This window comes from Mesorhizobium sp. M7A.F.Ca.US.014.04.1.1, from assembly GCF_003998745.1.
GTDB classification, from domain to species: domain Bacteria; phylum Pseudomonadota; class Alphaproteobacteria; order Rhizobiales; family Rhizobiaceae; genus Mesorhizobium; species Mesorhizobium ciceri.
Map to the genome: position 1 here is coordinate 1 of NZ_RZRW01000927.1, position 1,523 is coordinate 1,523.

1 protein-coding gene is annotated in these 1,523 nt (G+C 58.4%); it reads left to right on the forward strand.

Translation table 11 applies throughout. The annotated features are described in order from the left end of the window. The coding region (locus EOA22_RS33190; RefSeq protein ID WP_127390586.1) for a PrkA family serine protein kinase at positions 1 to 1,523 on the forward strand (1,523 nt) is incomplete at both ends.

Below are 1,523 nucleotides of genomic sequence, written 5' to 3' on the forward strand. Positions count from 1 at the left end.
GATCTACACACTGAAGGTCGGCAACCAGGTCAGCCCGGTTTTCGAATCGCCGCTTGGCCTTTTCCATCCCGATCGCATGGGCGACCTGCTGGAGGATAAATACGGCATTGCACGACGCCGCTTGAATGGGCTCATTTCGCCATGGGCGGCCAAGCGCCTCGACGAACTTTCCGGCGACATTTCCAAGTTCAGCGTCGTCAAGCTGATGCCGTCGCGACTGCGCCAGATCGGCATCGCCAAGACCGAGCCCGGCGACGAGAACAATCAGGACGTCTCGGCCCTGGTCGGCAAGGTGGACATCCGGCAATTGGAAAACTTCAGCCAGTCCGATCCGGACGCCTATTCCTATAGCGGTGGACTGAACCGGACCACCCAGGGCCTGCTTGAATTCGTCGAAATGTTCAAGGCGCCTATCAAGGTCCTGCATCCGCTGCTGACGGCTACCCAGGAAGGCAGCTACAACGGCACCGAAAATTTCGGCGCCTTTCCCTACCAGGGGATCATCGTGGCCCATTCCAACGAGTCGGAATGGCTGCAGTTCAAGAACAACAAGAACAATGAGGCTTTTCTCGATCGCATCCTCGTCGTCAAGGTGCCGTATTGCCTGCGGATAACCGAAGAGCGGCAGATCTACGAGAAACTGTTGCGGGAGAGCGAATTGGCCGCCAGTCCCTGCGCTCCAGAGGTGCTGGACATCCTCAGCCGGTTTACCGTCTCGACCCGCTTGGCCGAGCACGACAATTCGCCGCTCTACACCAAGATGCGCGCCTATGATGGCGAGAACCTCAAGGAAGTCGACCCCAAGGCAAAGTCGGTTCAGGAATATCGGGACGCCGCCGGCGTAGATGAGGGCATGGCAGGCGTCAGCACGCGCTTTGCCTTCAAGATCCTGTCGCAGACCTTCAACTACGACACCGAAGAGGTGGCCGCCGACCCCGTGCATCTCATGTACATCCTGGAGGAGGCAATCAAGCGCGAACAGTTTCCGAAGGAGACGGAAGCCGCCTATCTGGAGTTCATCAAGTCCGAGCTGGCCGCGCGGTATGCCGAATTCATCGGCCATGAGATCCAGAAAGCCTATCTGGAATCCTACAGCGAGTACGGCCAGAACCTTTTCGACCGCTACATCGCCTATGCCGACGCTTGGATCGAAGACCAGGACTACAAGGATCCCGACACAGGCCAGATCCTCAACCGCGAGGTTTTGGACAACGAGCTTTCACAGGTCGAAAAACCGGCCGGCATCGCCAATCCCAAGGACTTCCGCAATGAGGTGGTGAAATTCACCCTGCGCGCCCGTGCAAGAAACCATGGCCGCAACCCGGCGTGGACAAGTTACGAAAAGCTGCGGGAAGTCATCGAAAAACGCATGTTCGGCCAGGTCGAGGACCTCCTGCCGGTGATCAGTTTCGGCTCCAAGCAGGACAGTGTCACGGAAAAGCGGCACAATGAATTCGTGCAGCGGATGGTCGAGCGCGGCTACACCGAGCGGCAGGTGCGTCGCCTTGTGGACTGGTCCATGC